Here is a 23,643-nt window from a genome sequence, read left to right as displayed (position 1 = left end):
CAGCGATGGCCGGTCAGCGACGCCTGGCGAGGATGTCGCGTACCTCCTTGAGCGCCGCGTCCACTTCAGCCTCGAAGTAACCGCCGGGGACCAGGCTGAACTGCGCCGGGTCCAGCTCGGCCTCGCTGAGAGGCGTGCCGGAGCGGCCGGACAGGGCGTCGACGACCGTCTCGAAGAGCCGGTCGACCTGGACCCGGTCGTACCCACTGCCGAAGCGGCGCAGCTGGAACGTGCGGCGCAGCTGGTCGATGCGGGCGACCTCCGGCGGCATCGACGGGCTGGGCGGACCGACCGGAGGATACGGCTGGTCGAACCCGCTGTCGGGCATCCGGATCTCGGTGGTCATGTCGCTCTTGCCGTGACGGCCGGGCTCGAAGCCGCCGGTGTCGAAGCCACTGAACCGCGTGGGCTCGTCGTACCGGTCGTACCCGGTCGGCGCCGGCGGAGTCGGTACCGGCGAGACCGGCCGCGGTGGCAGCGGCGGCTGGGCCATCGGCGGCGCCATCGACGGCGGCGCGACCGGCGGCGCCATCATGCGGTCGTCGCGCACCGGTGGCGGGGCCATCGGCGGCGGGGCCATCCGCTCCGGGGCCGGCGGGCGCTGCTCACGCCCGTACGGCGCCGCGTTGCGCTCCTCGAACTCCGCGAGCTGCCGCTCGACCCGGTCGAGGTGCAGGTCCACCTGCCATTCGTCGTACCCGCCGAAGCGCACGCGGAAGACGACGTCGTGCACCTCCTGCGCAGCGACCGGAGTGTCGCCGGCATTGCCGGCGAGCGTCGCCTCGACCCGGTCGAGGAACGCGTCGACCTCGTCGACCTTGTACCCGCGACGCAGCGCCCGACGGCGGAAGCGCTGACCCTGACTCGTCACCGTGTCTCCTCGATAGCTGCGCTGAGCTGCCCCACGCTCACTCTGGCACCTTGTTCGCGACTACGGGGCCCGCTTCGCCCTACGCCCGCGCCGGCCCGGCCGGGCTTCGCCTCGGCCGGCCCACCACGGGCGCTCCTCGCGCTCACTGTGCCACCTCCGACGCCGCCAGCTGTCCGCAGGCCCCGTCGATTTCGCGACCGCGGGTGTCCCGGACCGTGGTCGGGACCCCCGCCGCACGAAGCCGCCGGACGAACTCGCGCTCGACCGGTTTCGGACTCGCGTCCCATCGACTTCCCGGAGTCGGGTTGAGCGGAATGAGATTGACATGAGCGAGCCGGCCCGACAAGAGTTCACCGAGAAGATCCGCTCGCCAAGGCTGGTCGTTCACGTCCCGAATCATGGCGTACTCGATGGAGACGCGCCGCCCCGTCCGCTCCGCGTACTCCCACGCGGCGTCGAGGACCTCGGCCACCTTCCAGCGCTGGTTGACCGGGACCAGCTCGTCGCGCAGCTCGTCGTCGGGGGCGTGCAGGGACAGCGCCAGCGTCACTGACAGCTCCTCGGCGGTCAGCCGGCGGATCGCCGGGACCAGACCGACCGTCGAGACGGTGATGTGGCGCTGGGACAGGCCCAGCCCTTCGGGAGCCGGCTCGGTGAGGCGCCGGACCGCGCCGATCACCCGGGGGTAGTTGGCCAGCGGCTCACCCATGCCCATGAAGACCACGTGGGACAGGCGCGCGGGCGACCCCGGGATGTCGCCACTCGCCGCGACGGCCGCCATCGACACGACCTGGTCGACGATCTCGGCCGTGGACAGGTTGCGGGTCAGGCCCGCCTGTCCGGTGGCGCAGAACGGGCAGGCCATGCCGCATCCGGCCTGGCTGGAGATGCAGACCGTGACCCGGTCCGGGTAGCCCATCAGGACGCTTTCCACGAGCGACCCGTCGTGCAACCGCCACAGCGTCTTGCGGGTGGCGCCGTCGTCGCAGGCCAGCTCGCGCACCGGCGTCAGCAGCTGCGGCAGCATGGCCGAGGTGAGCCGCTCCCGGGCGGAGGCGGGCAGGTCGGTCATGGCGGCCGGGTCGCGCACGAGCCGGCCGAAGTAGTGGGCCGACATCTGGCCGGCGCGGAACTCGCGCTCCCCGAGTTCGGCGACAGCGGACCGACGCCCGGCGAGATCAAGATCAGCAAGGTGGCGCGGAGGCATCGCGGGCCGTCCCGCCGACGGCGGCTTGGCCTGCGACGACGAGCTGTCGATAAGGGGAAGTGAAGTCATGGCCTACCCAGTGTTTCATGCCGGCGGCCGCAACGGCGGTGCCCTGGTCCGACAGGCTCGGGAATGCGGCACCCCTCGTCTGGTCGGCCGAACCCTAAGGCGTTGATCTCGTGACCGGCCGGCGCGTGGACGCTCCGACCGGCCGACCCGCGCACCCCGCGACCGGTTGACCTGCGCATAACGCGACCGGCTGATCCGCGCATTCCGCCACCGGCCGGGGCGTCGACGTCGGGACCGGCGGCGGTACCCAGGTCGCGACCGGGTGCGGCGTTCATGTCGTGGCCGGTACGACGAGCGCCAACACCGCGACCGCGGTCGGGGCGGCGAACAGGATCGAGTCCAGCCGGTCCATCAGCCCGCCGTGACCGGGCAGGAGGCTGCTCATGTCCTTGATGCCCAGGTCCCGCTTGATGAGGGACTCGGCCAGGTCACCGAGCACGCTGGCCAGGGCGATCGCGGCGCCGAACAGGGCTCCGTACCACCAGGCCACATCGAACATGAAGAACAGCATCAGCCCGCCGCCGGCCGCCGCGGCCAGCAGTGAGCCGGCCGTACCCTCCCAGGACTTCTTCGGGCTGACCGAGGGCGCCATCGGTCGCTTGCCGAAAAAGACGCCTGCGACGTATCCGCCGGTATCAGATAGAACTACGCCGGCGAGGGCAGCCAGGACGCGCAGCGGCCCGTCCTCCGGCGCGCGGGCCAGCAGCACGGCGAAGCCGCCGAGGAACGGTACGTACACCGCGATGAGCATGGCCGCCACCACGTCGCGCCCATAGCCGACCGGACCGTCCGCCAGCCGCCAGACCAGGGCCGCCAGCGCCGTCGCGAGCAGGCCGAGAACGAGCGCCTCGGCCCCGCCGTACCACGCCAGGCAGGCCATGGCGACACCACCGGCGATCAGCGGGACCATCGGCGGCCGTACCCCGCTGGCACCCACCGCCCGGACCATCTCCCAGGTGCCGACGGCGATCGCGATGGCGACCACACCGAGGAACGCCGGCGGCCACAGGAACAGCGACACGAGGACGATCGCGCCGAGCGTGACGCCCACTCCGATGGCCGCGGGAAGGTTGCGCCCCGCCCGGCCTCCCTTGCCGGCCGGCGGCGCCGGGGCGGGGGACGCCGCGGAGATGTCGGCGACCTCCACCGGGGTGGCCTCATCCGGTTCCCCGGCACCGGCCCCATCCCCCATCGCCGGAACCTCGGCCGTGGCGTCCGGACCGGCGGTACCCGTGACCATCGGAACCTCGGCCGTAGCGTCCGGACCGGCCGTACCCGTGACCATCGGAACCTCGGCCGTAGCGTCCGGAGCGGCGACAGGGTCGTCTTCGCGCTCCTCGGCGGCCGCGTGCCGGCCGCGCTCCCGCCGGCCGAAGCCCGGATCGCGGTCGACGTCCGCCCCAGGGTCGACGCCTGCGGCCGGCCCGAAGTCGGGCGGCGAGCCGAAGCCCTGCGCGGGGTCGTAACGCGACCCGGCGTCGTAGCCTGGACCGCTGCCGTAGCCCGACCCCGACCCGTACCCGGAACCGGTGCCGTAGCCCGGCCCCGGGTCGAAGCCGGGCCGTAGGTCCCGATCACCCACACCCGGTCCCGGGTACGCGTCGGGCGCGGCATCAAGGTGCCGCGCCCGACGTCGGCCGGGGTGAGAATCGTCCGGGCCGCGATCGGTGGGATCCGGCCAGCCCGGTGCGTCGCGGTATGCCATCAGACCTCGAGAAGCTCGGCTTCCTTGTTCTTGACGACCTCGTCGACGTTCGCCACGTACTTGTGGGTGAGGTCGTCGAGCTCCTTCTCGGCGCGCCGTACCTCGTCCTCGCCCGCCTCGCCGTCCTTGATCAGGCGCTCGAGCTCGTCCTTGGCCTTGCGCCGGACATTGCGGATGGCGACCTTCGCCTCCTCGCCCTTGTGCCGCGCGACCTTGATCATGTCGCGCCGCCGCTCCTCGGTCATCTGCGGCAGCACGATGCGCAACTGGGTGCCCTCGTTGGCCGGGTTGACGCCGAGGTCGGAGTCGCGGATCGCCTTCTCCATGGCGTGCAGCTGCGAGTTGTCGTACGGCTTGATGATCGCCATCCGGGGCTCCGGCACCGCGATCGAGGCCATCTGGGGCAGTGCCGTGGGCGTACCGTAGTAGTCGATCATGATTTTGGCGAACATCGCCGGAGTAGCCCGACCGGTCCGGATCGTCGCGAACTCCTCCTTGGCGAAAACGATCGCCCGGTCCATCTTCTCCTCGGCCTCGAAGAGTGTCTCGTCGATCACGTAACCCGTCGCCTCCCTAAATCTGTGGGCCTCTCGCCGACGGCGTGGGCCTGCCGGGCCTCACGCCGCTGTGATGAGCGTCCCGATCCTCTCACCGATGACCGCGCGAATGATGGTGTCCGAGCCCTCGGCTCCGAACACGAGCATGGGCAGCCGGTTGTCCATACACAAGCTGAAGGCCGCGGCGTCCACCACCCGCAGCCCGCGGCGCAGCGCCTCGTCGAACGTCACCGAGTCCAGCTTGATCGCCGTCGGGTCGGTGCGCGGATCGGCGGTGTAGACGCCGTCGACGCCGTTCTTGCTCATGAGCACGGCGTCGGCGTGGATCTCGAGGGCGCGCTGCGCGGCGACCGTGTCGGTGGAGAAGTACGGCATGCCGGCGCCGGCACCGAAGATCACCACACGGCCCTTCTCCAGGTGGCGGATCGCTCGGCGCGGGATGTACGGCTCCGCGACCTGGGCCATGTGGATCGCCGACTGCACGCGGGTGTCAATGGCCTCCTTCTCCAGGAAGTCCTGGAGTGCGAGGCAGTTCATCACGGTGCCGAGCATGCCCATGTAGTCCGCGCGGGCGCGGTCCATGCCGTGGCGTTGCAGCTCGGCGCCGCGGAAGAAGTTGCCGCCGCCGATCACGACCGCGACCTGGACACCCTTGCGTACCACGGTGGCTATCTGAGCGGCGACGGACTGGACGACGTTGGGGTCGACGCCGACCGCGCCACCACCGAAGACCTCACCGGACAGCTTGAGCACGACCCGACGGGCGCGCGCCTGCTCGCCCCCGGCGTAGGCGGGTACGGCCAATTCGGCGGTATTCGTCATCGACAGCCCTTCCCTGTAGTTGATTGTGCGGCGCCGGACAGCCGGGCGCCTACACCGAGGGGGTCGCGGCGGTCCTGCGCGGACACCGGCGACCCCCTCGCTGTTCTGGCTCTCGGCCGATCAGGCCTGGCCCACCTCGAAGCGGACGAACCGCGACACGGTGATACCCGCTTCGTCGAGGATCTGACGTACGGACTTCTTCTGGTCGGTCACCGACGGCTGCTCCAGCAGGACGAAGTCCTTGAAGAACGCGTTGACCCGACCCTCAATGATCTTCGGCAGCGCCTGCTCGGGCTTGCCCTCCTCGCGGGCGGTCTGCTCGGCGATGCGCCGCTCGGACTCGACCACGTCAGCGGGAACCTCGTCCCGGCTGAGGAACTTCGGGCGCATCGCGGCGATCTGCATGGCGACACCGCGCGCCTCGTCGATCCGGGCCTCGTCCGCGGCACCCGCCGTACCGGCGAACTCCACCGCGACGCCGACCTGCGGCGGCAGGTCGGGGCTCTTGCGGTGCATGTACACGGCGATCTGACCGTCGAGCACGGCGAAGCGGTTGACCACGAGCTTCTCACCGATCTTGGCCGACTCGGCCTCGACCGTCTCGGCGACCGTACGGCCGTCGCCGAGCTTGGAGTTGAGCAGCGACTCCAGGTCGGCCGGGCGGGTCGCGTCGATGTGGCCGACGATCCGGTCGGCCAGCGCGACGAAATCGGCGTTCTTGGCCACGAAGTCGGTCTCGCAGTTGAGCTCCAGCAGCGCCTTGCCGGCGTGCGCGACCAGGCCCTGCGCGGTGGTGCGGCCGGCCCGCTTGCCGACGTCCTTGGCGCCCTTGATGCGCAGGAACTCGACAGCCTTGTCGAAGTCGCCCTCAGACTCCTGCAGGGCCTTCTTGCAGTCCATCATGCCGGCGCCGGTGAGGTCGCGGAGCCGCTTGACGTCCGCGGCGGTGAAGTCGGACATTGCTCTCTCTCGGTTCAGACGTGGGTGGGCGACGGTTCATGGGCCTTGCCGGACCCCGGGCATGCCGCTGCGCGGCGACCGGGACCCCGCGCCGTCGCGCACCACTCGGAAGCGGTGCGCGACGGCTGATGATCAGGCCTGGGCGGACTCGGCGGCCGACGCCTCGGCGGGCGCGGCGGCCGACGCCTCGGCGGGCGCGGCGGCCGACGCCTCGGCGGGCGCGGCGGCCGGGGCGTCCGCGGACGCACCGGCGTCCGAGCGCTGGAGCAGCTCGCGCTCCCACTCGGCCAGCGGCTCGTCGACGCCGACCGCGCCGCCCTCCGGCTTCTCGTCCGCGCGGCGGGACTTGCCGGAACGGGCGATCAGACCGTCGGCGACGGCATCGGCGACCACGCGGGTGAGCAGCGCGGCGGAGCGGATCGCGTCGTCGTTACCCGGGATGGGGAAGTCGACCTCGTCCGGGTCGCAGTTGGTGTCGAGCACGGCGATCACCGGGATGCCCAGCTTGCGGGCCTCATCGACGGCGATGTGCTCCTTCTTGGTGTCGACGATCCAGACCGCGGCCGGGATCTTCTGCATGTCACGCAGGCCGCCCAGGGTGCGGGTCAGCTTGATCTTCTCGCGCGACAGCTGCAGGGTCTCCTTCTTGGTGTAGCCCTGCGACTGGCCGGTCTGCTCGATCGACTCGAGCTCCTTCATGCGCTGGAGCCGCTTGTACACCGTCTGGAAGTTGGTGAGCATGCCGCCCAGCCAGCGGTGGTTGACGTACGGCATGCCGACCCGCGCCGCCTGCTCGGCGATCGCCTCCTGGGCCTGCTTCTTGGTGCCCACGAACATCACAGAGCCGCCCTCGGCGACCGTGCTCCGGATGAACTCGTACGCCTTCTCGATGTAGTCGAGCGTCTGGCGCAGGTCGATGATGTAGATACCGTTACGCTCGGTGAAGATGAAGCGCTTCATCTTCGGGTTCCAGCGGCGGGTCTGGTGCCCGAAGTGGACACCGCTCTCCAGCAGCTGACGCATGGTCACGACGGCCATGGGTGATGCTCCTCAGTTAGCCCTGGTTGTCACGGTGGACCGGCGGCCCACCGTCCTGGCGCCCAGTCGCCGGCCGCAAGCCACCCGATGTCAACGGACACCGGGACCAGGACGGCCGCCGCCTCGGACCGGCCGGGCCACGCGGGGCGGCCGAGCGGTGAGGAGGGCGCGCGAGGTCGACCACATGTCGTGGTCGCCAGTCGTCGAGTGTACGCCGAAGCGTGACCAGCCCCGGCCCCACCCACCCGATCACGTCGATCGCGGAGAACCCGCGCCGCTTTTGTCCGGTTTACCAGTGGGTCAACGGCCGGCGCGCCGGAGCCGCCCGGGCAGCGGCCGGCGCACCGGAACGGGGTCCGCCGCCGGGCAGCGGCCGGCGCACCGGAACGGGGTCCGCCCGGGCAGCGGCCGGCGCACCGGAACGGGGTCCGCCGCCGGGCAGCGGCCGGCGCACCGGAACGGGGTCCGCCGCCGGGTCAGCCGCCGGCCGCCAGCCCCGCGACGACGAACAAGGCCAGCGCGACCGGTAGGTACACCAGGGGCGCGCGCAGCCAGGTCCGTGCTCCCGCACCGGGGGCGGCCGCCGCTCCGCTCAGCACCCCGTACATGCCGAGGCCGAACATCGGCAGCCCCAGTACCAGGAAAAGACCCGCGACCGAGTTGCCCACCTGGACGTTGGAGGCGAAGAAGGCCGAGGCCAGCAACCTCAGCGCCACCAGCTCGCACAGCACGGTGACCGCCACGATCGCAGCCGCGGCGCCCGGCCGGCGCGACCGGTAGACCCCGTCGCCGAGCTGCCCGGGGCCGCCCGCGGGACGGCGCAGCGCGGCGCGGTCGATCGCCTCCGTGTTGTGCCGCATGAACTGGGTCTCCTCTTCCGCGTCGGCCGGACGCGGGCCACCCGACACCGGGCGGACGTCGTCCGCCACCGGACGCGGACCACCCGACACCGGGCCGGCGTCACCCGACACCGGACGCGGGTCACCGCCGGGTGTGGACCACCCGCCCGACGCGGACGCGGTGTCGGCGCCCGGGTAGGGCAGGCCCGAGCCGGGGGTCGCGTGGACCGCCGCGGACGCCGACGCCCCGCTCTGCGCGGTGTACGCCGGACGCGTCTGCGGGGCCGGCTGCTCCTGCGGGTACGGGAACCCGGACGGCGCCGGGGTCAGCACCGTCGCGGACGCCACCGCCTCGCGCCCCGCCGGGGCGGACGACTGCTGCTCACCGGGGCGCTGGCCGACCGGCATGGCCAGCACGGCCGCGCCGTCACCACGTCCCCGGCCGCCGGTGTCGTCAAGCGTGGAGTACGGCGACTCGACCTCGTGCTGCGGGTACCCGCTCCGGGCGGACTGCGCCGGCTGGTGCTCGCCGTAACCGGGGTTGTCGTGTGACCGGGCCGGCGCGGCGTAACCGGACTGCTCGGCGTAACCGGACTGCTCGGCGTAACCGGACTGCTCGGCGTACTCCTGCCGCGACGGGTAGGTCTGCTGCCCGCCGGCGTACCCCTGCTGGTCGGCGGGGTAGGTCTGCTGCCCGCTGGTGTACCCCTGCTGGTCGGCGTAACCGGCCTGGCCGGCGGCGTAGCTCGGCTGCTCAGCCGCATAGGCCGGCTGCTCGGCGGCGTAGGCGGGCTGGGGGTACGTGGCCCGCTCGGCGTACTCGGGCTGCTCGGCGTGTGCCGGGCGCTGCCCGTACATCACGCCACCGGATACCGGGGCCGGCGACACCGGCGCGTAGCGGGGATCACCCGGCCGGTCCCACTCCGGGTCGGGGTAGGCCCGTTCCGGCTGGCGGTTCTGGCCGCTGGGCTCGTCCGACGGGTAGCTGCGATGTGAATCCACAACAGCGCACCGTAGGCGACTGGGACAACCGGCCGCCAGTACGCGTGAAAATGACGTCCGTCGCCCCCTAGGCTCGTGACCATGGTCACGGATCCGCTCGTCGCCCGAATGCGCCCGTTCGGGACCACGATCTTCGCCGAGATGTCCGCGCTGGCCGTGCGTACCGGCGCGGTCAACCTGGGCCAGGGCTTTCCCGACACGGACGGGCCACCGGAGATGCTGGAGGCGGCGGTACGCGCGATCCGCGACGGGCGCAACCAGTACCCACCGGGGCCGGGCATCCCGGAGCTGCGCGCGGCCATCGCGGCGCACCAGCGGGAGTTCTGGGGCCTCGACTACGACCCGGACGGTGAGATCCTGGTCACCGCCGGTGCCACCGAAGCGATCGCCGCCGCGATCCTGGCGCTCTGCGAGTCGGGCGACGAGGTGATCTGCTTCGAGCCGTACTACGACTCGTACGCCGCCTCGATCGCCCTCGCCGGGGCGGTGCGCCGGCCGGTGACGCTGCGGGCGTCCGGCGGCGGCTTCACCTTCGACCCGGACCAGCTGCGGGCGGCGTTCGGCCCGCGTACCCGGATGGTGCTGCTCAACTCGCCGCACAACCCGACCGGCAAGGTCTTCACCGCCGAGGAGCTGGGACTGATCGCCTCACTCTGCGTCGAGCACGACGTGGTGGCGGTCGCCGACGAGGTGTACGAACACCTGGCCTTCGACGGCGCCCACCTGCCGATCGCCGGGCTGCCCGGCATGCGCGAGCGCACGGTGCAGATCTCGTCGGCGGGAAAGACCTTCTCGTGTACGGGCTGGAAGGTCGGCTGGGCGTGCGGCCCGGCACCGCTGGTCTCCGCCGTCCTGCGGGTCAAGCAGTTCCTCACGTACGTCAACGCCGGCCCGCAGCAGCCGGCGGTGGCGGTCGCGCTCGGCCTGCCGCGCGCGTACTACGACGGCTTCCGGGACGCGCTGCGCGCCAAGCGCGACCGGCTGTGCGCCGGGCTGGCCGAGGCCGGGTTCGCGGTGCTGCGCTCCGAGGGCACGTACTTCGTGACCGCCGACATCACCCCGCTCGGGGGTATCGACGGCGTGGAGTTCTGCCGGTCCCTGCCGGAGCGGTGCGGCGTGGTGGCGGTGCCGACCCAGGTCTTCTACGACGACGTCTCGGCAGGTAGGCACCTGATCCGGTTCGCGTTCTGCAAGCGCGACGAGGTACTCGAGGAGGCGGTGGACCGGTTGCGGAAGCTGTCCGCCTGACGACCGGCGCCTCGTCGTCACCGGTCGACGGGTCGAATCCTGCAGCGAGGTGCGATGCGACGAACGCGGGCCGCCCTGATCGCGGGCAACGCGCTGCTGGCGCTGTCCTGCCTGGTCGGGTGCTGCCTGCCCGCCGTGCTGGTACCCCGGTCGCACTGGCTCGACCCGGCCGCGCGGCAGGCAGCAGGGGATCACGCGCTGGGATGGCTCTTCGGCACCGGTGCCGTCCTGTTCCTCGGCGGCTACCTGTTGCTCGCCCACGCCTGGTTGAGCCGGCGCATGGAACGCCTGGAGGCCGACGACAGCAGCGACGACGCTACCGACTGGCCGCCGGTCTGACGAGGTACGCGACGAGGGGTGGACCGACCGCGGAAGCTCTCGACGCGGAGCGCGTTGGCCCGCCTTCCCGATCTTGGCAAGTTTGGCACCAATAGCGGTGCCAAACTTGCCAAGATCTACAACGAATCCTCAACGCCAGCCCGGCAGCCACCCGATGAACTGATCGTGCAGCCGCCCCGCGGGAACGTCGCGGAGTTCGTCGGCGGCGTAGATCATCGCCGAGCCGAGCGTGAGGGTCAGCGTCGCCAACGCCCCGTCGTACTCCGCCAGGAACTGCCGCTGACGGGTGGGGCACGGCCAGGGCCGGCCACAGGCGGCACACGTCCAGGTCCGGGGCATCGGCCGGTGCGCGGTCACCGCGAGGAACCGGGTCCGCCGTCACCCCGCACGCCGCGTCGCGCAACGCGCAGGCGGGCGGCCTCGACGTCGAGCAGGTCGACCATGCCCGCCCGGCGCACGCGTTCCAGCCAACTGACGTACACCCGCAGCATCGAGTTGTCGAACCGTTTCACGCTCCAGTCGATGATCCGCTGATCGTAGGTACCCAGGTCGATGCCGCGCAGGGCGTCACGCAGCGCCTCTTCGCGCTGTCGGGGATCGGTGAACGCGCCGAGCGGCTCGGTGTCGAGCGGCGCGACGGGCGCGAAGTCCTGAGCCCGCATATTGGTCATGGGTCGCCTCCCAGAGCGATCAAGGGCCCCGGCTGGTGGTGCGATCACCGGCCGAGGTCCGCCTACATATGGCGCACACGACATGCTAGATGTGGCCACTTCCATAGGCCAATAATGTGGCCACCTTAGGTGGCGACAAATGTGGCAACGGAAGCACGGTGACAGCATGGCCACCGTGCTGGACGACCTTGAGGCCGCAACGCGCGCCTATCACGAGGCGCAGGCTGCCGTTGATACCGCCCAGGCGAATGCAAAACGCATCGTCGACGATGCGAAGACTGACGTTGTCCGTGCTCGCGAACAGCTGGCCGAAACGATCGTGCGTGCGGCCCGAGCCGGGGTACGTCAGCGCGACATCGTGGCGACGACCGGATACTCCCGCGAACAGGTACGGCGGATCTGCCGCGCCGCAGGCATCACGTCGGACGACGATTAGGCACTCGACGGCCCGAACCGCGGATCCTTTGCGATCACGGTCCCGCTGGACCCGCGCCCGCTGTACGAGCGGCGTGCTGATGCGATCAGCGAGCAGATCCATGACAGCGAACTGGACACCGGGTAGATCCTGCCCAGCGAGCTTTACCTGATGGGCAGACACAGGGTGCAGTCGGGACACGGTACGCGCCATGCGCCCGCTACCGAAACCCGGCTGATCGTGACCCAGCCGGGCAAGAGGTCGATCGTCGTCGCGCGCGACTGATTCGTCGTACCATGGCTGGCCCGATGAGCGTCAATTGAGATCACTCGTCGGGCGTCGACCATGAGCATTCCGCCAACCGCGGCCGAGGTGACCGGCACCCGGCGGACCGGTAACCACGACCTGCGGGAACCCGTAGCGCGTAGCAGATCACCAGCGTCGGCGCGACCCCGTCCACAGCCACCCTCGCCGTCCACATCTCGATCATGGTCGCCTTGTCCCCGCCCCGCCGGGCGCCGATCGTCCTACGCCATGACGCAAGCAAAGGACGCGGTCGGCGCGTACGGCGAGCGGGTGGCGTGCGCGCACCTGATCGAACAGGGCATGGTCGTGCTGGACCGCAACTGGCGCTGCCGTGCCGGCGAGATCGACCTGATCCTCCGCGACGGATCCGACCTGGTCTTCTGCGAAGTGAAGACCCGTCGCAGCGACCGGTTCGGCACCCCGGCGGAGGCGGTCGACGCGACGAAGGTACGCCGGTTGCGCCGGCTCGCCGCCCAGTGGCTGGCCCAGGCCGGGCTGCGCCCGCACACCGTGCGCTTCGACGTCGTGAGCGTGCTCCCCCAGCCCGCCGGCGCGGCCCACGTCGAGCACGTACGCGGGGCGTTCTGATGGGGTACGCGAAGGTCCACTCGGTGGCGCTGCTCGGCGTCACCGGCGCGGCCGTCGTCGTAGAGGCGCACCTGGCGACCGGCCTGCCCGCGCTGGTGGTCTCGGGCCTGCCGGACGCCGCGCTGGTCGAATCGCGCGACCGGGTCCGCTCAGCGGTGATCAATTCTGGTGAGTCCTGGCCGCAGCGGCGGATCACCGTCAACCTGCTCCCGGCCCACCTGCCCAAGCACGGTTCCGGCTTCGACCTTGCCGTCGCGGTGGCCGTCCTCGCCGGCGCCGGGGCCGTACCGGTCGACCTGCTGCGCCGGGCGGCCCTGCTCGGCGAGCTGGGCCTCGACGGCACGGTCCGCCCGGTCCGCGGGGTGCTGCCGGCCGTGCTGGCCGCCGCCCGCTCGGGGCTGGAACAGGTCGTCGTCCCGGTCGCCAACGCCGCCGAGGCGAGCCTGGTACCCGGTGTGACCGTCCGGGCCGCCGACTCGCTGCGGGCGCTCATCGACTTCGCCCGCGACGGCGTACCGCTGCGGCCACCGCCGTCGGTGAGCGTGACCGCACCGCCGGCCGGCCCGGATCTCGCCGACGTTCTGGGTCAGGAGCGGGGCCGGCGGGCGATCGAACTGGCCGCCGCCGGTGGCCACCATCTCGCCCTGTTCGGCCCGCCCGGGGCCGGCAAGACCATGCTGGCCCAACGCCTGCCGACGATCCTGCCGCCACTCGACGACGACGCCGCGCTGGAGGTGACCGCCGTACACTCGATCGCCGGTACGCTGCCCGCCGGCAGCCCGCTGATCCGCCGGCCGCCGTTCCAGGCACCGCACCACACCGCCACGATGCCGGCGCTGGTCGGCGGCGGTTCGGGGCTGGCCCGGCCGGGGTCGTTGAGCCTCGCCCACCGGGGTGTCCTGTTCCTCGACGAGGCCCCCGAGTTCAACCGCCGCGTCCTGGACGCGCTGCGGCAGCCGCTGGAGGACGGCGAGGTCCGGCTGCACCGCTCCGGCGGTGAGACCCGGTACCCGGCCCGCGTCCAACTCGTCCTCGCCGCGAACCCGTGCCCCTGCGCCAGCCCCGAAGGCGACCGCCACTGCGACTGCAGCCCGCTGGTACGCCGGCGCTACCTCGGACGGCTGTCCGGACCGCTGCTCGACCGCATCGACCTGCAGGTGACCCTGCTGCCGGTGGCCTCCGCGGCGCTCCTGACCGACCACGCGGCCGGAGAGCCCTCGACGGTGGTGGCAGCCCGGGTGGCGCGGGCCCGGGCCGCGGCGGCGGCCCGCTGGCGGGGTATGGGCGCCACCTGCAACGCCGATGTCACCGGTGCCGCGCTGCGCGACCCCCGGTGGCGACTCCCCCGACCGGCCACCGCCGTCCTGGCGAAAGCCCTCGACCAGGGAACGCTGTCGGCTCGCGGCCACGACCGGGTGATCAAGGTCGCCTGGTCGGTGGCCGACCTCGACGGCCGGGACCGGCCCGGCGCCGGCGACGTGGCGGAGGCGTTCGAGCTACGGAAAGGAGCGCTCCGGTGAGCGGTACCGACGACGTGCGGCTGGCCCGGGTGGCTCTCGGCTGCCTGGCGGAGCCGGGCAGCCGGGAACTGGGCCTCCTGGTCCGGCAGGTCGGCCCGGCCGAAGGACTCGACCGGCTGCTTCGAGGCTCGGTCTCGGAGCGGCTGCACGAAGCGGCCCGGTTGCGGCTGGCCGGCCCGGCGGACGCCCACCCCCGAGCCGACACCGCCAGCGCCCTCGACCTGGCCCGGAGGCTGCTCGACAGCGCCGAGCGACTGGGCGCCCGAGTGGTCATCCCCGAAGATGACGAGTGGCCGGCTCAGCTCGACAACCTGGCCCACCTCAGCCGCGCCGCCGACGGCCGCGCGGTGGAGCGCGACACCGACCCGCCGCACTGCCTGTGGGTACGCGGCGACACACCGCTCGACGAGGCGCTCGACCGGTCGGTGGCCGTCGTCGGTGCGCGTGCCGCCAGCAACTACGGCACCTACGTGGCGACCGAGATGGCGCATGGGCTCGCCGGGAGCGGCTGGACCGTGGTGTCCGGCGGCGCGTACGGCATCGACGCGGCGGCGCACCGGGCCGCGCTCGCCGCGGGCGGGCTCACCGTGGCCGTCCTGGCCTGCGGCGTCGACCGCCCGTACCCGCTCGGCCACGCCAACCTCTTCGACCGGATCGCCGAGGCCGGGCTGCTGGTCAGCGAGTGGCCGTTCGGGTCCGCCCCGCACCGGCTGCGTTTCCTCATCCGTAACCGGGTGATCGCCGCGGCCACCCGGGGCACCGTGGTGGTCGAGGCGGCCGGCCGCAGCGGCGCTCGGCAGACTCTCGGTCGGGCCCGCGCGCTCGGCCGCGCGGCGATGGCCGTACCCGGCCCGGTCACCAGCGCCATGTCCGTCGGCTGCCACGCGGAGCTGCGTGAGGTCGGCACCAGACTCGTCAGCGACCACAAGGAAGTGATCGAGGAGGTCGGGCGCATCGGTGACGACCTCGCGCCGACACCCCGCGGACCCGACCGTCCACATGACACGCTCGAGCCGCTCGCGGCCCAACTGCTCGACGCGGTACTGCCGCGCAGGGCGCGCACCGCCGAGGAGATCGCCGCGGCGGCCGGCGTGAGTGGCCGGGACGCCCGCCGGACGTTACCGGCGCTGGTCGCTGCCGGCTTCGTCGTCGAGCACGGCGACGGGTACCGGCTGGCGCCGAAGCCGCCGTGACGAGGCACCGCGGCGCGCGGATACGTCCGCGCCACCAAGATCCGGACAATGTCGCACTCTTTGCTGCTTCGCCGACTCCGATAACAGCAATACGTGCGACATTGCCCGGATCTTGCGAGCGCCCACACGCATCCCGCAGGACTTGAGTCACGCGGCCTTGGTGAGCGCCGCGATGGCCTGGCGGCGCAGGACCGTGACGTTGAGCCCCTCCTCGGCGAGGATCTTCGCCGCCAGGCCGCCGCTCTCCCGCAGGATGCCCAGCAGGATGTGCTCGGGTGCGATGAAGTTGTGGCGCAGCGCGACCGCCTCCCGAAGAGACAGCTCCAGCACCTTCTTCGCCCGGACGCTGAACGGCCGGTGATCACCGATCACCTTGCGACGAAGCCACCCCCGTCGCCCCTCCGGCTGCGTCGGTTGCAACGCCCCCGGCCCGAACAGCTCCTCCACCTTGGCCCGCACGGCCTCCAGGTCGATCCCGATCGCCTCCAGCGCGGCGGCGTCGCCTTCACCGAGCGGAACAGCATCGGGGCGGACCATCCGGTTGATGTCGGCGAGGACCCGCTCGCGCGTCACGCCCGCCTCACGAAGGATCACATGGGTGGCGCCACAACCGCTGTCGAGCAGCGCCAGCAGCAGGTGCTCGGTACCGATGAAGGGGTGATGCAACTCCCTGGCTGCCTGCTGCGACAGGACGACAACCTGCCGCGCGTTCATCGTGAACCGCTCGAACATCACGCCTCCCGGGAATCCCGCGCCGGCACCCGGCCGGCGTGCTTCTTGTGCACCGCCTGCTTGCTGACCTCGAGTGCGTCAGCGATCTCCTGCCAGGACCAGCCTTGCCGCCTGGCGTTGGCGACCTGGAGCACTTCGAGGCTCTCCGCCAGTCGCCGCAGGGCGAGCACGGCGCGCAGCCCTGTCCGGGCGTCCGCACCGCCGGCCGCCGCGGCCAGCTCCGTAACCTCACTCATGCTGTCAACTTACGTTGACACGGCGAAGGTTGTCAACCGAAGTTGACAACCCGGCAGCATCGCGATGGCGACCAAAGACCCCGCGATGGCGACCAAAGAACCGTAGACGCGACGGGCGGCACCGGTCGTCGCCGTCCATCAGGGACGATCCCCCGAGCGGAAGGGCTCACCGGGACGGAAGGGGTCACCGGAGCGGAAGGGCTCACCGGGACGCCCGGCAGACACCCGGCAGCACCCGGGCAGACGCCCGGTCGGCGGATTTCACCACAAACGATGAAGCCGGGACGTTTTCAGTGCGTCATCGGCGGGTAGAGCCGGGACACCTCAGTCCACGAGGAGGCCGGTGGTAATGAACTCATTCGTCGTTGTCCGCCTCGACGGCGCCGCACTCGTGTGGACCGACTGGACGCTCAACGGCGCCGTCGCTCCCGAGCTGTACCGCGTGCTGCAAGAGCTACTGGACGCCGGCACCCGCCCGGTGGTCGTCGACCTCGTCGAGGTCCCGTCCATCGACAACTCGGCCGTCGCCGTGCTCGCCGCCGCGGCGGTACGGGCCGGCCAGCTCGGCTTCGGCCTTGAGCTGCGACTGCCCGGTGGCCACGCGATGGCGGTACGGGACGCTGCCCAGCTGCGCAGTGCGCTGCTGCTGGCGTATCCGACGGCCGCTTGACGCAGCACGGCCCCCGGCCGGCTGGAATCACCCGCAACCTGCCGGGCTGAGCTGAGCCCGGCCCGCCCGTCCGGGCTCAGTCGGTACGCACCCGCAGGGTGTACGACCGCGCCGCGCTCTCCGGGGGCTCCCATGAACGGCGTAGCCGCGCCCGTACCTCCCCGGGGGCGTCGACGCGGACGGCGAAGACGCGTTCACCGCCGGCGCCCGGCTGGTCCGACGACGGCAGTACCCGGTCGTCGAGGATGACGAGACCAGGTGACGGCTCGAACGCCCACCGGTACCCGGTCGACGCGTTCTCCGGCAGTGCCACCTCGAGGGTGTCACCAGGGGCGGCGACGACGGTCGAACCGTCATCGGACAGATCGGCCCGTACGGTCACGGCACCCACCATCCCCTCGTACCCGACGTTCACGCCTGCCGCGGGGACCCGTGCGCGCGCACCGTCACCGGCGCCGACCTCGGCGGGCCGGTGGTTTCCCGCCGCACCAGCCGGGTCGGCACCACGACGTCGAGCGGCCGGACGTTCGCCCCGCCGGTCAGTGACTCCAGCAGCATGGACGCGGCGAGCCGCCCCTCCGCCGCCGCGGGCTGCGCCACGGTCGTCAGGCCGAGGACAGCGGACAGGTCGTGGTCGTCGATCCCGATCACGCTCACGTCCTCGGGTACCCTCAGGCCCCGCTCGCGGAGCGTGCGCATCGCACCCATCGCGATCTCGTCGCAGGCGGCGAAGACCGCGGTCGGCGGGTCGCCGCGCCGCAGCAACTCGGCCATGCCGCCCGCGCCGCCGTCCACGGTGAACTCGACCTCGACCTCCAGCGCCTCGTCGCAGGCCAGGCCCGCCGCGGCCAGCGCCTGCCGGTAGCCGGTCCGCCGGTCGATGTGGACGGTCGACGCGAACTCGTCGTACGGGTCGCCGGCCAGGTGGGCGATCCGCCGATGCCCCAGCGCGACGAGGTGTTCGGTGGCGGTACGGGCGGCGGCCACGTCGTCGATGCACACGCTTCCCCACCCCGGCCGGCGGCCGCCGATGACGACCACCGGCATGCCCAGCCGGTCGAGCACCGCGTCGTCGGCGGCGGTGCGCGGTACGCACGCCAGGATCAACGCGTCGACCCGCTTGTCCAGGCCACCGCCGTGCAGCAGGCGCCCGGCGGCCTGCCGGCCGGACAGGTTGAACAGCAGGACGTCGTGGCCGGAGGCGCGCAGCACCTCCTCGACGGCGTCGACCAGGGTCGCGAAGAACCACCGGGTGACCCGCGGTACGACCACGCCGACCGACCCGCTGCGACCGCCGGCGAGCCGGGACGCGCTCGGTGACGCGACGTACCCGAGTTCGGCCGCGGCGGACAGCACCCGGTCGCGGGTCTGCGGGTTCACCACCGGAAGCCCGCGCAGGGCGCGCGACACCGTGGCCGTGGACACCCCGGCGAGCCGCGCCACATCGTCGATCTTGGCCATGACCGCCTCCCCCGGCCGCGGCGGGCGGATCAGCCCTTGACGCTGCCGGTCAGGAGCCCGCGGACGAAGTAGCGCTGCAGCGACAGGAACACGATCAGGGGGATGACGATCGAGACGAACGCCCCGGACGTCAGCCGCTGCCACTCGTTGCCGCGGGTACCGGCCAGCTGCGCCAGCCGTACGGTCATCGGGGCGGACTCGGCGTTGCCACCGGCGAAGATGAGCGCCACGAGCAGGTCGTTCCACACCCAGAGGAACTGGAAGATCGCCAGGGCCGCGATGGCCGGCATGATGAGCGGCAGGACCACCCGGCGGAAGACCATCGCGTGCGTGGCGCCGTCGACGCGGGCCGCCTCCATGAGTTCCCGGGGCAGGCCCGACATCGCGTTGTGCAGCAGGAAGATGGCAAACGGCAGCGCGAAGCAGGTGTGCGCCAGCCACACCGCCGTGAACCGCTCGGTACCCTGCGGCGCCCAAGCCGGCAGCAGGGTGACGCCGCCGAGCGTGATCCCGGTCGAGATCAGTTTCAGCAGCGGGACGAGAGCCATCTGCAGCGGCACGATCTGCAGGGCGAAGATCAGGATGTACAGCCAGTCCCGGCCACGGAACTGCATCCAGGACAGCGCGTACGAGGCGAACGCCGCGAACGCGATCGGGAACAGCACCGACGGGATCGTGATGACCAGCGAGTTGACGAAGTAGCTGGCGAGCTGGCCCGACGACGACGAGGTACCGAACAGAACCTCCTGGTAGTTCTCCAGCGTCACCTGCGGATTGCTGAAGAACGTCCACCACCCGGTCGTCTTGATGTCGGTCTCCGGCCGGAACGAGGAGACGAACAGCCCGAAGGTCGGGATCGTCCACAGGACCGCGATCAGGATCGACACGACGCTCGCGGTCCGGGTATTGAGCTTGCGGCGTACCCGCTGAGCGGCCGTCGTCGGCTGGGCTTCGATCGGGGCCGGCGCGACGACCGCGCCGGCGCCTGCGGTGGCAGTCATCGGCCCTCCCGTTGGGCGCGCAGGGAACGAACCTGGTAGATCACGATCGGTAGGACGAGAACGAACAGGAACACGGCCAGGGCCGATCCCCGACCGGCCTGCCCGAACCGGAACGCCTGGTCGTACATGCCGTTGGCGATGACGCTGGTGTCGAACTGGCCGCCGGTCATGGTGCGCACGATGTCGAACACCTTCAGCGTGGCGATGGAGATGCTGACCACGACTACGACCAGCGACGACCGGATCGACGGCAGCGTGATCTGCCAGAACAGCTGCCAGGCGTTGGTGCCGTCGATGCGGGCGGCCTCGATGATGTCGGCCGGGATGGCCTTGATCGCCGCGGACAGGATGACCATGGCGAAGCCGGCCTGGATCCAGACCATGACGATGATCAGGAATAGCGTGTTGAGCGGCGGGTTGAGCAGGAACTGCTTCGGCTCCCCGCCGAACCAGACGACGATCTGGTTGAGCAGGCCGATCTGCTCGGAGTCCTTGTCGCCACGGTAGGCGTAGACGAACTTCCAGATGATGCCGGCGCCCACGAACGAGATCGCCATTGGCATGAAGACCAGGGATTTCGCGAGCGACTCGAACCGCGACCGGTCGACCAGGACGGCGTAGATGAGGCCGATGGCGGTGGCGGCGAGCGGCACCAGTACGACCCAGGTCAGCGAGTTGCGCAGCACGTGGAGGACGTCGTCCTGGGAGAACATCCACCGGTAGTTGTCCAGGCCTACCCACTGTGTGCTGTCGCCGTTCTGGAACGACAGCGCGGTGGTGCGGATCGCCGGGACGATCAGGCCGACCGTCAGCAGCAGCAGGGCCGGGGCGAGGAAGCCCACGATCTGCCACTTCTCCTGTCCCCGCTTGGGTGCCCGGTCGATGAACAGCAGCAGTGCGGCCACGACCACGCCGAACGCGGCGAGGCCGATGAGAAGTTGGATGAACTTTGGCTGCTCGGTCGCGAAGTCCATCTACGCCTTCCTCCCGTGGGGGTAGCTGGGCGACGGTGCCCGGCCGGCACGCGGGCCGGCCGGGCACCGTCGGCGCGACTACTTAGGCCAGCTCGACTCGATACGGTCGAGGGTGGTCTTGGTGTCGGTCCCGTTGATCCACTCGGTCATGCCCTTCCAGAAGGAGCCGGCGCCGACGGCGGCGGGCATCTGGTCGGAGCCGTCGAACCGGGCGACCGTGGTCGGGTCGTTCAGGATCTGCACGGCCAGCTTGTCGATCGGGCTCTGCACGTTCTCGACCTTCAGACCCTTGTTGGCCGACACCCACGAGCCGAGCTTGGCGCGGCCGTTGGCGTAGTCGGCGCTGGCCAGGAACTCCTGGACCGCCTGCACCTCGGGCCGGTCGGTGAAGGCGCCGACGAACTCACCGGCCACCAGGACCGGCTTGCCCTTGGACGGGTCGACCGCGGGGAAGTAGAACGCGTACACGTCGCCGTCCTCGCCCACCTTGGTGCCCTGCGGCCACTGCGCGGCGTAGAACGACGCCTGGCGGTGCAGCGCGCACTTGCCCTGGAGGATCGGCAGGCCGGACTCCTGGAACGAGGTGGTCGCGATGCTCTTCACGCCGCCGAAGCTGGCGTTGACGTACTTCTCGTTCTTCAGGATCGAACCGGCGCGGTCGACGGCCGAGACGACCTTGGGGTCGTTGAACGGGATCTGGTGGTTGACCCACTGGTCGTAGACGTCCGGGCCCTGGTCGCGGAGGATGATGTCCTCGATCCAGTCGGTGGCCGGCCAGCCGGTCGCCTCACCGGACTCGATGCCGGCGCACCACGGCTTGGTGCCGGAGCCGGCGATCTGGTCGCTGAGCTTGATCAGCTCGTCCCACGTCTTCGGGATCTGGTAGCCCTTGTCCTTGAACATCTTCGGCGAGTACCAGACGAAGGACTTGACGTTGGAGCCGAGCGGCGCGGCGTAGAAGGTGCCGTTGACCGACCCGTACCCGATCCAGTCCTTCGACCAGTTCTGCGTCGCGACGTCCTTGACCTTCGCCGGTGCCGCCTTGAGCTTGCCGGACTTGGCGAAGCGGGCCATCAGACCGGGCTGCGGGAAGAAGGCCAGGTCGGGGGCGTTACCACCGTCCACCCGTACCTGGATCTGGGCCTCCATCTCGCCGCTGCCCTCGTAGTTGATCTTTATGCCGGTGCACTTGGAGAACTGGCTCCAGGACTGCTCGAGCAGGTCCGCCTCGGTGTCACGGATGGTCGCGTAGATCGAGACCTCTTTGCCGTCGTGGCCCTGGTACTGCTTGTACGGGGCGCACTCGGCCGAGTTCTTGTCGACACTGGAATTCTTCGTGCTGGAACAGCCGGCGGCGCCGATGAGCGCCAAGCCGACGGCGCCGGCGAGCACGAGCGCGCGGCGTCCTCTCGTCAGGACGGCCATGAACATGCCTCCTCATTGCCAGACAGGTCCGGGCGCACGCGCGTCCCGGATTGGGGTACATGCAAGCGCTTGCATCGAGACCTGTCCAGACCTTGATGTCCAGCCGCGATAACGATTCGGAAACCCGACGGAAACAATGATCGCCGGGGCGTCCGGTTCGCCCGCTCCGGCCGCACCAAACCACCACGCGTCGGGGTAAACCCTCCGCCAGGAGTAAACCGGTATCTGTGCAGACGTTCCTGCCCTACCCGGACTTCCGGGCCAGCGCCGCCGCGCTCGACCGGCGCCGGCTCGGCAAGCAGCGGGTGGAGGCGCTGCAGGTGCTGCGCGCACTGCTCCGGCACGGGTACGGCTGGAAACGCCACCCGGCCGTCCGGATGTGGGCGGGGTACGAGGAGGCGCTGGTCCGCTACGGGCTGGAGGTGTGCGGGGTCTGGTGCGCCGCGGGACGCGCCGACACCTGTGCCACGAGCATCCTCACCGAGTACGGCCGGCCGGTGCGTACCCAGGAAGAACTGGCCGCCGCCGGGGAACTGCCGCCCTGGCTGGGCCGCGCGGACCTGCACGAGAGCCACCGTTCGGCACTGGTCCGCAAGGACCCGGAGCGGTACCGTCCACTGTTCGGCGACGTACCCGACGACCTGCCGTACGTGTGGCCGGCGTCCGACCGGGAGCAACCGTCCGCCGGCACCGGCGCGGCGCCTTGACCGCCGGGGCCGGTGCGGGCGACCGTCACGTGCGTGAACGCGCACCGCGGCACCGAGGAGACGCACGCCAGCCTGCCCGACGCCATGCGGGAGGCGGTCGACGCGTTCGCGGCGCACCTGTCCCGGGAACGCAACCGGTCGGTCCACACGGTACGGGCGTACATCGCCGACGTCGTGTCCCTGCTCGACCACGCCGTCCGGATGGGCGCCCGCTCCCCCGCCGACGTCGACCTGGTCGTCCTGCGCAGTTGGCTGGCCCGGATGCGGACGGCCGGCGCGGCCCGCACGACCCTCGCCCGGCGCGGCGCGGCCGCGCGTACCTTCTGCACCTGGGCCTACCGGGAGAAGCTCGCACCGACCGACGCCGGCCAGCGGCTGGCAAGCCCCAAGGCGCACCGCGAACTGCCCGGCGTCCTGCGCGCCGACCAGGCCGCCGCGCTGGTGACCACGCCGACCCGGGAGCCCGACGACCCGCTCGTACTGCGCGACCGGCTGGTCCTCGAACTGCTCTACGCCACCGGCATCCGCGTCGGCGAGCTGTGCGGGCTCGACGAGGGTGACGTCGACCGCGGTCGCCGGGTGGTCCGCGTCTTCGGCAAGGGCGCCAAGGAGCGCACCGTGCCCTACGGCGCACCGGCCGAGCAGGCGCTCGACGCGTACCTGCGGCGTGGGCGGCCCGCGCTGGCCGGCCCGCACAGCGGCGCGGCGCTGCTGCTCGGCGCGCGCGGCCGCCGGCTGGCCGCCACCGCGGCACGGCGGATCGTGGCGGCCGCCGCGACCGGTGCCGGCCTGCCGCACCTGTCCCCGCACGGGCTGCGGCACTCCGCCGCGACCCACCTGGTCGAGGGCGGCGCGGATCTGCGGGCGGTCCAGGAGATCCTCGGGCACGCGTCGCTGTCGAGCACCCAGATCTACACCCACGTCTCGGTGGAGCGGCTGCGGGCGGCGTACCGCCAGGCACACCCGCGCGCCTGAGCCGTCCCGCGGCCGGCGACCTGGACGCCGTGTCCGCACAGCTACGGCAGCCCGTCGGCGCGTTCCGGGTATGACCCGCGGACCGTCGAACGACCGGGGCTCCCGGCTGCGC

At 71.5% G+C, this 23,643-nt stretch carries 26 protein-coding genes; 9 read left to right on the top strand and 17 right to left on the bottom strand.

Annotated elements, in window-relative coordinates; genetic code table 11:
• Nucleotides 1-13: 13 nt before the first annotated feature.
• From ACNTMW_RS07405 to ACNTMW_RS07370, 8 genes are all read right to left on the bottom strand, one after another.
• Nucleotides 14-871, bottom strand: coding sequence for a DivIVA domain-containing protein (locus ACNTMW_RS07405; RefSeq protein ID WP_426632659.1), 858 nt, complete (start codon nucleotides 869-871; stop codon nucleotides 14-16).
• Nucleotides 872-1,013: 142 nt separating this feature from the next.
• Nucleotides 1,014-2,147: a dual-specificity RNA methyltransferase RlmN gene (gene rlmN, locus ACNTMW_RS07400; protein WP_426632658.1), complete on the bottom strand. Its 1,134-nt coding sequence runs from the start codon at nucleotides 2,145-2,147 to the stop codon at nucleotides 1,014-1,016.
• Between the two features lie 271 nt (nucleotides 2,148-2,418).
• Entirely contained in the window at nucleotides 2,419-3,729 is a 1,311-nt protein-coding gene (locus ACNTMW_RS07395) for a phosphatidate cytidylyltransferase (protein ID WP_426632657.1), read from the bottom strand.
• Between the two features lie 122 nt (nucleotides 3,730-3,851).
• A complete protein-coding gene (frr, locus tag ACNTMW_RS07390) occupies nucleotides 3,852-4,409 on the bottom strand; it encodes a ribosome recycling factor (protein WP_426632656.1) in 558 nt (185 codons plus the stop codon).
• A 60-nt stretch (nucleotides 4,410-4,469) separates the two neighbouring features.
• Nucleotides 4,470-5,231 carry a UMP kinase gene (gene pyrH / locus ACNTMW_RS07385; protein ID WP_426632655.1) on the bottom strand — a complete coding sequence of 254 codons (762 nt, stop codon included), beginning with the start codon at nucleotides 5,229-5,231 and terminating at the stop codon, nucleotides 4,470-4,472.
• Between the two features lie 120 nt (nucleotides 5,232-5,351).
• Nucleotides 5,352-6,191 carry a translation elongation factor Ts gene (gene tsf, locus ACNTMW_RS07380; protein WP_426632654.1) on the bottom strand — a complete coding sequence of 280 codons (840 nt, stop codon included), beginning with the start codon at nucleotides 6,189-6,191 and terminating at the stop codon, nucleotides 5,352-5,354.
• A 132-nt stretch (nucleotides 6,192-6,323) separates the two neighbouring features.
• Complete coding sequence (gene rpsB / locus ACNTMW_RS07375; protein WP_426632653.1) at nucleotides 6,324-7,229, bottom strand: 30S ribosomal protein S2; 906 nt, start codon at nucleotides 7,227-7,229, stop codon at nucleotides 6,324-6,326.
• 476 nt (nucleotides 7,230-7,705) lie between these two features.
• The gene (locus ACNTMW_RS07370; protein ID WP_426632652.1) at nucleotides 7,706-9,070 is read right to left on the bottom strand and encodes a hypothetical protein; all 1,365 of its coding nucleotides are present in this window, start codon (nucleotides 9,068-9,070) and stop codon (nucleotides 7,706-7,708) included.
• An 81-nt stretch (nucleotides 9,071-9,151) separates the two neighbouring features.
• Between ACNTMW_RS07370 and ACNTMW_RS07365 the strand changes: the two genes are divergently transcribed.
• Complete coding sequence (locus tag ACNTMW_RS07365) at nucleotides 9,152-10,318, top strand: pyridoxal phosphate-dependent aminotransferase (protein ID WP_426632651.1); 1,167 nt, start codon at nucleotides 9,152-9,154, stop codon at nucleotides 10,316-10,318.
• 54 nt (nucleotides 10,319-10,372) lie between these two features.
• The gene (locus tag ACNTMW_RS07360; RefSeq protein ID WP_426632650.1) at nucleotides 10,373-10,657 is read left to right on the top strand and encodes a hypothetical protein; all 285 of its coding nucleotides are present in this window, start codon (nucleotides 10,373-10,375) and stop codon (nucleotides 10,655-10,657) included.
• Between the two features lie 129 nt (nucleotides 10,658-10,786).
• Here the strand turns inward: ACNTMW_RS07360 and ACNTMW_RS07355 are convergent, their stop codons facing one another.
• Nucleotides 10,787-11,014, bottom strand: coding sequence for a hypothetical protein (locus ACNTMW_RS07355; protein ID WP_426632649.1), 228 nt, complete (start codon nucleotides 11,012-11,014; stop codon nucleotides 10,787-10,789).
• Nucleotides 11,011-11,328 carry a hypothetical protein gene (locus tag ACNTMW_RS07350; protein ID WP_426632648.1) on the bottom strand — a complete coding sequence of 106 codons (318 nt, stop codon included), beginning with the start codon at nucleotides 11,326-11,328 and terminating at the stop codon, nucleotides 11,011-11,013. The genes ACNTMW_RS07355 and ACNTMW_RS07350 overlap by 4 nt, the downstream gene beginning before the upstream one ends.
• A 166-nt stretch (nucleotides 11,329-11,494) precedes the next feature.
• On the opposite strand from ACNTMW_RS07350, the gene ACNTMW_RS07345 reads away from it, so the two are divergent.
• From ACNTMW_RS07345 to dprA, 4 genes are all read left to right on the top strand, one after another.
• Nucleotides 11,495-11,764 (top strand): hypothetical protein, encoded by a 270-nt coding sequence (locus tag ACNTMW_RS07345; protein ID WP_426632647.1) that lies wholly within the window; start codon nucleotides 11,495-11,497, stop codon nucleotides 11,762-11,764.
• A gap of 513 nt (nucleotides 11,765-12,277) precedes the next feature.
• Nucleotides 12,278-12,637, top strand: coding sequence for a YraN family protein (locus ACNTMW_RS07340; protein WP_426632646.1), 360 nt, complete (start codon nucleotides 12,278-12,280; stop codon nucleotides 12,635-12,637).
• Nucleotides 12,637-14,157, top strand: a complete 1,521-nt coding sequence (locus ACNTMW_RS07335; RefSeq protein ID WP_426632645.1) for a YifB family Mg chelatase-like AAA ATPase — start codon at nucleotides 12,637-12,639, stop codon at nucleotides 14,155-14,157. The genes ACNTMW_RS07340 and ACNTMW_RS07335 overlap by 1 nt, the downstream gene beginning before the upstream one ends.
• Entirely contained in the window at nucleotides 14,154-15,350 is a 1,197-nt protein-coding gene (dprA, locus tag ACNTMW_RS07330) for a DNA-processing protein DprA (RefSeq protein ID WP_426632644.1), read from the top strand. Before ACNTMW_RS07335 ends, dprA begins: the two co-directional genes overlap by 4 nt.
• Nucleotides 15,351-15,497: 147 nt before the next feature.
• Here dprA and ACNTMW_RS07325 read toward each other — a convergent pair whose 3' ends face one another.
• Entirely contained in the window at nucleotides 15,498-16,082 is a 585-nt protein-coding gene (locus ACNTMW_RS07325; RefSeq protein ID WP_426632643.1) for a Clp protease N-terminal domain-containing protein, read from the bottom strand.
• Nucleotides 16,082-16,318: a helix-turn-helix domain-containing protein gene (locus ACNTMW_RS07320; protein WP_426632642.1), complete on the bottom strand. Its 237-nt coding sequence runs from the start codon at nucleotides 16,316-16,318 to the stop codon at nucleotides 16,082-16,084. Before ACNTMW_RS07320 ends, ACNTMW_RS07325 begins: the two co-directional genes overlap by 1 nt.
• 349 nt (nucleotides 16,319-16,667) lie before the next feature.
• Between ACNTMW_RS07320 and ACNTMW_RS07315 the strand changes: the two genes are divergently transcribed.
• Nucleotides 16,668-16,988: an STAS domain-containing protein gene (locus ACNTMW_RS07315; RefSeq protein ID WP_426632641.1), complete on the top strand. Its 321-nt coding sequence runs from the start codon at nucleotides 16,668-16,670 to the stop codon at nucleotides 16,986-16,988.
• 76 nt (nucleotides 16,989-17,064) lie between these two features.
• Here the strand turns inward: ACNTMW_RS07315 and ACNTMW_RS07310 are convergent, their stop codons facing one another.
• The 5 genes from ACNTMW_RS07310 to ACNTMW_RS07290 all read right to left on the bottom strand — a co-directional run bounded on the left by ACNTMW_RS07310 (nucleotide 17,065) and on the right by ACNTMW_RS07290 (nucleotide 21,849).
• Nucleotides 17,065-17,370 carry a protease inhibitor I42 family protein gene (locus tag ACNTMW_RS07310; protein WP_426632640.1) on the bottom strand — a complete coding sequence of 102 codons (306 nt, stop codon included), beginning with the start codon at nucleotides 17,368-17,370 and terminating at the stop codon, nucleotides 17,065-17,067.
• A 29-nt stretch (nucleotides 17,371-17,399) separates the two neighbouring features.
• A complete protein-coding gene (locus ACNTMW_RS07305) occupies nucleotides 17,400-18,449 on the bottom strand; it encodes a LacI family DNA-binding transcriptional regulator (protein WP_426632639.1) in 1,050 nt (349 codons plus the stop codon).
• A gap of 29 nt (nucleotides 18,450-18,478) precedes the next feature.
• Nucleotides 18,479-19,450, bottom strand: coding sequence for a carbohydrate ABC transporter permease (locus tag ACNTMW_RS07300; RefSeq protein ID WP_426632638.1), 972 nt, complete (start codon nucleotides 19,448-19,450; stop codon nucleotides 18,479-18,481).
• Nucleotides 19,447-20,424, bottom strand: a complete 978-nt coding sequence (locus ACNTMW_RS07295) for a carbohydrate ABC transporter permease (protein ID WP_426632637.1) — start codon at nucleotides 20,422-20,424, stop codon at nucleotides 19,447-19,449. The genes ACNTMW_RS07300 and ACNTMW_RS07295 overlap by 4 nt, the downstream gene beginning before the upstream one ends.
• Before the next feature lie 78 nt (nucleotides 20,425-20,502).
• Nucleotides 20,503-21,849, bottom strand: a complete 1,347-nt coding sequence (locus ACNTMW_RS07290) for an ABC transporter substrate-binding protein (RefSeq protein ID WP_426632636.1) — start codon at nucleotides 21,847-21,849, stop codon at nucleotides 20,503-20,505.
• A gap of 227 nt (nucleotides 21,850-22,076) precedes the next feature.
• Here ACNTMW_RS07290 and ACNTMW_RS07285 point away from each other — a divergent pair, with 227 nt between their 5' ends.
• Entirely contained in the window at nucleotides 22,077-22,556 is a 480-nt protein-coding gene (locus ACNTMW_RS07285; RefSeq protein ID WP_426632635.1) for an MSMEG_6728 family protein, read from the top strand.
• A gap of 84 nt (nucleotides 22,557-22,640) precedes the next feature.
• Nucleotides 22,641-23,531, top strand: coding sequence for a tyrosine recombinase XerC (locus ACNTMW_RS07280; RefSeq protein ID WP_426632850.1), 891 nt, complete (start codon nucleotides 22,641-22,643; stop codon nucleotides 23,529-23,531).
• The last annotated feature ends 112 nt before the right edge of the window (nucleotides 23,532-23,643 follow it).

This window comes from Planosporangium spinosum, from assembly GCF_049999945.1.
In the GTDB taxonomy this organism is placed as follows: Bacteria; Actinomycetota; Actinomycetes; order Mycobacteriales; family Micromonosporaceae; genus Planosporangium; species Planosporangium spinosum.
The sequence above is the reverse complement of the archived record's forward strand: the minus strand, read 5'-3'. Positions and strand labels throughout refer to the sequence as shown.